The sequence below is a fragment of the Coleofasciculus sp. A1-SPW-01 genome (assembly GCF_040217205.1).
Lineage (GTDB): Bacteria > Cyanobacteriota > Cyanobacteriia > Cyanobacteriales > Coleofasciculaceae > Coleofasciculus > Coleofasciculus chthonoplastes_A.
The window spans coordinates 1-6609 of the sequence record NZ_JAVJNP010000208.1; the positions used below are offsets into that span (position 1 = coordinate 1).

At 45.0% G+C, this 6609-nt stretch carries 7 protein-coding genes; 4 read left to right on the forward strand and 3 right to left on the reverse strand.

The window, feature by feature from the left end:
* Positions 1-221: 221 nt before the first annotated feature.
* From RH949_RS30195 to RH949_RS30205, 3 genes are all read right to left on the reverse strand, one after another.
* Complete coding sequence (locus RH949_RS30195) at positions 222-926, reverse strand: WecB/TagA/CpsF family glycosyltransferase (RefSeq protein WP_446358398.1); 705 nt, start codon at positions 924-926, stop codon at positions 222-224.
* A 361-nt stretch (positions 927-1287) separates the two neighbouring features.
* Positions 1288-1518 (reverse strand): hypothetical protein, encoded by a 231-nt coding sequence (locus RH949_RS30200; protein WP_446358400.1) that lies wholly within the window; start codon positions 1516-1518, stop codon positions 1288-1290.
* Between the two features lie 90 nt (positions 1519-1608).
* On the reverse strand, positions 1609-1947 hold the full coding sequence (locus RH949_RS30205; protein ID WP_006104141.1) for a DUF3307 domain-containing protein: 339 nt from the start codon (positions 1945-1947) through the stop codon (positions 1609-1611).
* A 330-nt stretch (positions 1948-2277) separates the two neighbouring features.
* Between RH949_RS30205 and RH949_RS30210 the strand changes: the two genes are divergently transcribed.
* The 4 genes from RH949_RS30210 (at position 2278) to RH949_RS30225 (ending at position 6209) form a co-directional block, all read left to right on the forward strand.
* Positions 2278-3507 carry a U32 family peptidase gene (locus RH949_RS30210; RefSeq protein ID WP_446358402.1) on the forward strand — a complete coding sequence of 410 codons (1230 nt, stop codon included), beginning with the start codon at positions 2278-2280 and terminating at the stop codon, positions 3505-3507.
* 46 nt (positions 3508-3553) lie between these two features.
* Positions 3554-4762: a U32 family peptidase gene (locus RH949_RS30215; RefSeq protein ID WP_446358404.1), complete on the forward strand. Its 1209-nt coding sequence runs from the start codon at positions 3554-3556 to the stop codon at positions 4760-4762.
* 245 nt (positions 4763-5007) lie between these two features.
* On the forward strand, positions 5008-5718 hold the full coding sequence (locus RH949_RS30220; RefSeq protein WP_446358406.1) for a tRNA1(Val) (adenine(37)-N6)-methyltransferase: 711 nt from the start codon (positions 5008-5010) through the stop codon (positions 5716-5718).
* 200 nt (positions 5719-5918) lie between these two features.
* A complete protein-coding gene (locus RH949_RS30225; RefSeq protein WP_446358408.1) occupies positions 5919-6209 on the forward strand; it encodes a hypothetical protein in 291 nt (96 codons plus the stop codon).
* The last annotated feature ends 400 nt before the right edge of the window (positions 6210-6609 follow it).

Here is a 6609-nt window from a genome sequence, read left to right on the forward strand (position 1 = left end):
TTAAGCTGTTCGGCATTTAAACCTTAATATCAATAATGGCGCAATCCTTGTAGTGCGTTTAGCGAAGCCATGCCGCAGGCTTTAGCGAAGCCATGCCGCAGGCTTTGCATCTTGCTCGCTACTAATACCCAATTTAAATGCATGACAGCTTATCCTGTTCCCTATTCCCTGTTCCCTGTTCCCTGTTCCCTAACAAATGACGAATGACATAAGACAAATGACTAAGCCAAACGTTGTCCGATCGCTTTGAGAGCAAACTGCGGTAACGCCATCATCCGCCGCCAGCGCCAAGGTTCTTGATAGAGTCGATACAGCCATTCCAAATGATTATTCCGTAACCAGACAGGCGCACGGGATTTAATCCCAGCCCAGATATCAAAGCTACCGCCAACACCAATCCAAATCGCTTGAGGACACAAATGCCGATTTTGGGCAATCCACAACTCTTGACGGGGAACTCCTAAACCGACCAAAATTAATGGCGGTTGTTCTTTTGCCAACCTGACTTTGAATTGATCTTCGGCTTCTGGAGACAGATAGCCATCTTCAATTCCCGCGATCGCTAGTTTCGGGTATTGTTCTTGCCATATCTTCGCTGCTGTTTGGGCAATACCCGGTTTACCCCCATAGAAAAAAACTGGATAAGACTCACCTAATTCTCCCGCCTGTCGCAGTAACGATTCTGCCAACTCAATTCCCGGACAACGTTGCTGTCGGATACCGTGGAGGAGTAGATAAAGGATGACACCCGCACCATCGGGGACAACTAATTCCGCTTGTCGGATTGAACTTGCCAAAGTTGGATTACACTCCGCCTGCATCACCATTTCTGCGTTCAATGTCACCACATGACACCCTAGGTTTTGCTGAAGGCGATTACCCAGCCAGCGATCGTACTCTTGGAGTCGGTGAACAGGTAGTCCCATGACAGGGAAAGGCTTCGGGGTCTCACACATAATTAGACTGTTGCTTATCCTCCGATCAAACTAACACTTAGCAGACTATCTGATCCGGACGTTAAAGGCTAGCCTCTGGTTGAGATGGATCAATTGCTGCCAACAATGAGAAGAGACGCGATACTTCGCGCCTCTGAAATCTATCTCTACTGGAATTTGCTGACTAGATGCTTTTCACCCAGCGATCTGGGTACAAGCCAAGCAGTGCGAAGGGGCGTTCCCATTACCCTTAAGTCCACTTGTCTGTTACTTCTGTTATAAGAGAAAATCTGTAAAGATAGTAACAAGTTGAGTCGATCCATTGTAAAGCTTTCAACAAGATTGTCATTGGTCATCGGTAAGCTGTTCGGCATTTAAATCTTAATGTCAATAATGGTGAAATCCTTGCCGTAGTGCGAGCATCTTGCTCGCTACATTGAGCATCTTGCTCGCTACATTGAGCATTTTGCTCGCTACATTGAGCATCTTGCTCGCTACATTGAGCATCTTGCTCGCTACATTGAGCATCTTGCTCGCTACTAATACCCAATTTAAATGCATGACAGCTTATGTCCTGCCTCATATCTCATACCTAATCTAGGTTGACTACCCCCTTTATGAGTGAGACAAGGCAGATCGCAGAAGGTAGATGGCTTCAGCGAACAAACAGACTTCAAAGGAGTAAGGCAAAATAATTAATCGCGTAATGTAAGGTTTGATCGACTTCCACCATCACCCACAACGGAACCTGGGGAACCTCAGTTTTCCAGTCCCAATTGTAAGTACGAACCCACAAACTGGATATATTGAAAAAATCAATAATAATATGAGTGCCACAAATAATAATCAGGGATTCTAACTTGTTAGTTAACAGACAGAAGGGCAACGTGTAGACTAATCCATGCAAAACAGCCACTTGCCAATCCTTCTTCTTGCGTAATGCCAAAAAAGAATTTTGCAGTAAAAAGTCTCCCGTGCGATGGGCGATAAATTGCAAACCGAAATCAATCATGGTTTATGGCGTTCTCCAAGACAGGCAGGTTAGTCGTCGTAGATGTTACTTTATGATTACAGTGGCGTTGCCGTGAAAACTACGGGAAAAATACTGAGATTTGCCGCCGTTCAACTCCAACCTCCGGGTTTCTACTGAGGTGCGAGGCGATTGACATTCCTAGAAACCGGGTTTCTTGTGAGGATGACAACGCAATATCAACCTTTCACCCAAAGAAATCCGGTTTTTTGACCGATATCCCCTTGTGTGTGTAGATTCAGCAGTTTTCTGGATGCGATCGCGCCACAAATGTTAAATTAGGGCTGTTCCCGCTTATCCTTAAACCTAGACATGCTTAAACCTGAACTCCTCGCCCCAGCGAAGAATCTGGAACGGTTAAAAGTCGCCATTGCTTATGGTGCAGATGCAGTGTATCTAGGGGGACAAAATTATGGATTGCGGGCGCGTGCGGATAATTTTACGGACTCTGAGTTAGCCCACGGAGTTGAATATGCCCATCACCATGATGCCAAAATTTACGTCACGCTGAACGCTTTTCTCCACGATGCAGACTTTCAGGGACTCGCCGACTATTGTCAGTTTCTAGAATCCATTGGCGTTGATGGAGTGATTGTCTCAGATTTAGGCGTTATCCGAGTTATTAAAAGGAGTTCAACTCTACCGATTCACCTCTCTACTCAAGCCTCTTGTCTCAATTCCTATAGCGCCCGTTTGTGGAAAGAGATGGGAGTTAAGCGCTTAATTGTTGGTCGAGAACTCAGTATTACGGAAGCGGGTTTAATTGGAGAAGAATCCGGTATTGATGTGGAGATGTTTACCCACGGTGCAATGTGTATGGCATATTCGGGTCATTGCACAATTTCTAATTTTACCGCAGGTCGCGATTCTAATCGGGGTGGATGTATTCAATCCTGTCGATTACCCTATCACTTACAACGTCAGGATCAGCAAGCTGATGATTTAGTCAGCTTTATGTCGTCCAGGGATTTGTGGGGAATTTATCAGATTAGTGATTTTTTCAAGCATAATCTTTGCTCATTAAAAATAGAAGGGCGGATGAAATCATCATTCTACGTCGCCCTCACCTGCAAGGTTTATCGCCAATTAATTGATGCTTATGCCGCTGGTACATTAGATGAACAGCTACTCAGCCAAGCCTCAGCCGAACTGCAATCAATTCCTAACCGAGACTATTTTTCTGGTTCCTTAGACAAACCAGCCGATAAAGATTCAGTCTTTGGACAGTTATCGGGAATTAATACAGGAACTCACGCTTATTTAGGCATGGTTATGGAGACAACGCCCCAAGAGATTATTTTACGGTTACTTGAACCGTTAGCCGTCGGTGATGAAATTGAAATTATCCCGTTTCAGGACAAACCGATATGCTGGCAAGTTAATCAGATTTTTTCGATGACAGGTGAACCGTTAGAGTCGATGCGAAAGGACAGTATTGTGCGCTTACCTAAACCGGATGAATCCATGCGATCGCATAATATCACCAAATTAAATGTCGTTCGATTCACTCGTTCCCCATTACCTGTTACCAGTGAAGTCTGAATTATGAATTCCCTGTTCCCTGTTCCCGGTTCTCTGAAAAATTACAATGCAATTTAATACATTTATTTCATCAATTCATGATTTAGAGCGCTGTGTCAAAGCCCCCAATTTACAAGAAGTATTATTGGAACCAATAGTATTAGCGCGACAGGGACAATTATCAAAAGCGAAGGTACATGATTTAGCCAGAAAAGCGTGGCAAAAAGAATTGCGCCCGGTACTCGTCTGGGATCTGTTAATGCCAGAACGAGTCATGAGAACTATTTGTGATCAGCTAAAAGATTGGCAACTCAGTCTTTTTGGTGCAATTCGGGTGTGTGATCCGGGTGCAGCGTATTGGCTGAAAACCCATTGTCCTGAAATACCTATCCAGTTAATTGTTGAGACAGGAAATCACAATCTGGAAGCGTTACAGGGATGGTGCGAGATTTTTGCAGATTCCTTGGAACGGTTAATTTTATCAATTGAACTCCCGGAAGAAAAGCTAATTGAATACTGCCAAACCTTACCCGTTCCCTGTGAATTGCTAGGTGTGGGACCTATTCTCTTATTTTACTCGCCGCGATCGCTCTTGGTAAACCCGTTGCTGGAACGCCAGAATAAAGAAACAACAGAAGACATCGATTCCCTATACCGATTCAACCCTGACTCACCTCTGTACTTAGAAGCGACGGCGGCTTTTGCGGATAACCCTAATCGCCATTTCCCGACGTTAGAAACTGCCCATGGTACATTTATGTTTTTAGACAAAGATCAGTTTATTCTGGATCGGTTAGATGGGTTATGTGAGGCGGGTTTACATACAGTGCGATTAGACTTACGCCATCTAAGTCAGGAGGACAATGTTGCTATTGATATTGATAAAATTTGTCGTCAGGTGTTAGAAAATCCGGCAAAATTACGGGAAAACTGGTTCCGAGAAACACGCGCTCCTTTTTTCAAAGCGAATCGCACCACAGCATTATTTTCCCGGATGAAATCAAAACTATCTGAATACCGGAATGATGCCTGTTTAGCGGAAGTTCTGGCTGGCGAAAGTGGCAAATATGTGGTTTTTTACACCTGGCGTTCCTTCGAGATTTCCCAGATTCAAGGTATGGTTTTGCCAACCGGTGAAGAGATTGTTCCCCAAGATGTTGTGTTTCGCACCATAAACGGCGAACCTGTTGATACCTTTGAACCCGAACAACTTTTAGTGACGGATTGGATTAAAAAAGCTGTTCCGGGGTCATTACTTCTGGGTAAAATGTCTTGATTAATTCAGACATGTAGGGGCGGGTTTAACAGATAACAGTTTGCCACCAACTGATAACGTGACTAAACCCGCCCTTCTAGAGTGCTAAATTAGTAGGTTAAGGTGAATGCCACTGACTTAAAGTTGGTGGGTTGAGCGAAGTCGAAACCCACCCTACGGTATATCAAAGGTTTCGGTGATTCCCTAATGCTTATTTCAGTACCATTCAGGTTAAGGTGTCAGTTATTCATGATCAACCACAGGGAATGTCTAATCCATACTTTCGCTTCAAGCAATTCACCGTCTTTCACGATCGCTGTGCGATGAAGGTCGGCACAGATGGTACACTGTTAGGGGCATGGACGGATATCACCGGTGTGCAAAGCATTCTAGATATTGGCACAGGGACGGGTTTGGTGGCGCTGATGTTGGCACAGCGATCGCAGGCGCGCATCGACGCCGTGGAAATTGATCCAGAAGCTTGCATTCAGGCGCGGGAGAATGTAGCTAAATCACCATGGCGCGATCGCATTCAGGTGTACCTGAGTTCTGTGCAAGATTATGCCACGACTTGCTCAAAGCGGTACGATCTGATTGTGTCTAATCCTCCCTTTTTTGACAATGCCAGTAAAGCGTCACACAAGGCGAGAACCGTAGCACGACATAGTGATTCTCTGAGGCAATTGGATCTGTTACAAGTGGCGGAACAGCTTTTGAGTGAGAAGGGTAGGCTAGCTGTAATTTATCCCACTGAGTCAGCCCAAATCTTCCAAGAAAAAGCCGAAGCCTTTGGTTTTTCTTGCCACAGGAAACTCTCGGTTAAACCAACTTTAGCTAGTCCAACTAAACGGATTGTACTGGAACTGGGAAAACATCCGTTATCCTCTCATGAAAACGTTCTCGCGATAGAAGCCACTAGGCGGGTTTATACTCCTGAATTTATTAGCTTGATTAAAGACTTTTACCTGAAATATTAATTAAACTGTTTATATTTATAAGAATAGGTTAATTGTTATAACTCTAGATATGAGCCGGGTAGATGTCAACTGTGTAGGTTGGGTTGAGGAACGAAACCCAACGTCATTGCTTCCCAATTTTGGATTGTGAAACTCTTTACCGAGAATCAGTCTAACTTTAGGCTGATGAGAATCCTGCCAATCATAACCAAACTAGAGATATGTGGAATAATCAAAACCCCCCAGAATTCGAGCATGACGGCTTTCCCCATCCCCAACGAGATGGGGCAGATGAGACATCTCCAGACACTGAACAGGAAAGCCTTGACCCTAATCTATCGCCAGAGCATATAAAAGCGACAAAAAAATCTCTGAAGCGCATCTATATTATTCTTCTGATTATGGGTTTACTTTTAGGAGGATTGGTATCTGTAGGGATTGTCATCGCCCTGGATCGCATGGGATTGACAGACGCCCCAGCAGATGTGGAAGAGACAGAAATGCCCTATTAAGCCGAATGGCGCTGAAAAGCGTGCATTTTGGGGTCGCCGAAACCCTTGATATACCGTAGGGTGGGCATTGCCCACCAGCCAAAATTTCAGTACTATTCCTATTAAGCCTGCCGCGCCTCAAATTGGATAGTTGTGCGATCGGTTAGTGGTGAGGAGGGCGGGTTTTGTTGTTCCGTTTTCGGTGAGGAGGGCGGGTTTTGTTGTTCCGTTTTCGGTGAGGAGGGCGGGTTTTGTTGTTCCGTTTTCGGTGACTAGCTGAATTTAGTCCCTAAACCCGCCCCTACGATTGTCCCTAAACCCGCCCCTACGATTGTCCCTAAACCCGCCCCTACGATTGTCCCTAAACCCGCCCCTACGATTGTCCCTAAACCCGCCCCTACGATTGTCCCTAAACCCGCCC

What these genes read in the sequence shown, in the direction of transcription:
- RH949_RS30220 (WP_446358406.1), top strand. Translation starts at nt 5,008, where the DNA reads ATGTCTAATCCATACTTTCGCTTCAAGCAATTCACCGTCTTTCACGAT.
- RH949_RS30210 (WP_446358402.1), top strand. Translation starts at nt 2,278, where the DNA reads ATGCTTAAACCTGAACTCCTCGCCCCAGCGAAGAATCTGGAACGGTTA.
- RH949_RS30195 (WP_446358398.1), bottom strand. Translation starts at nt 926, where the DNA reads ATGGGACTACCTGTTCACCGACTCCAAGAGTACGATCGCTGGCTGGGT.
- RH949_RS30215 (WP_446358404.1), top strand. Translation starts at nt 3,554, where the DNA reads ATGCAATTTAATACATTTATTTCATCAATTCATGATTTAGAGCGCTGT.
- RH949_RS30205 (WP_006104141.1), bottom strand. Translation starts at nt 1,947, where the DNA reads ATGATTGATTTCGGTTTGCAATTTATCGCCCATCGCACGGGAGACTTT.
- RH949_RS30200 (WP_446358400.1), bottom strand. Translation starts at nt 1,518, where the DNA reads ATGAGGCAGGACATAAGCTGTCATGCATTTAAATTGGGTATTAGTAGC.
- RH949_RS30225 (WP_446358408.1), top strand. Translation starts at nt 5,919, where the DNA reads ATGTGGAATAATCAAAACCCCCCAGAATTCGAGCATGACGGCTTTCCC.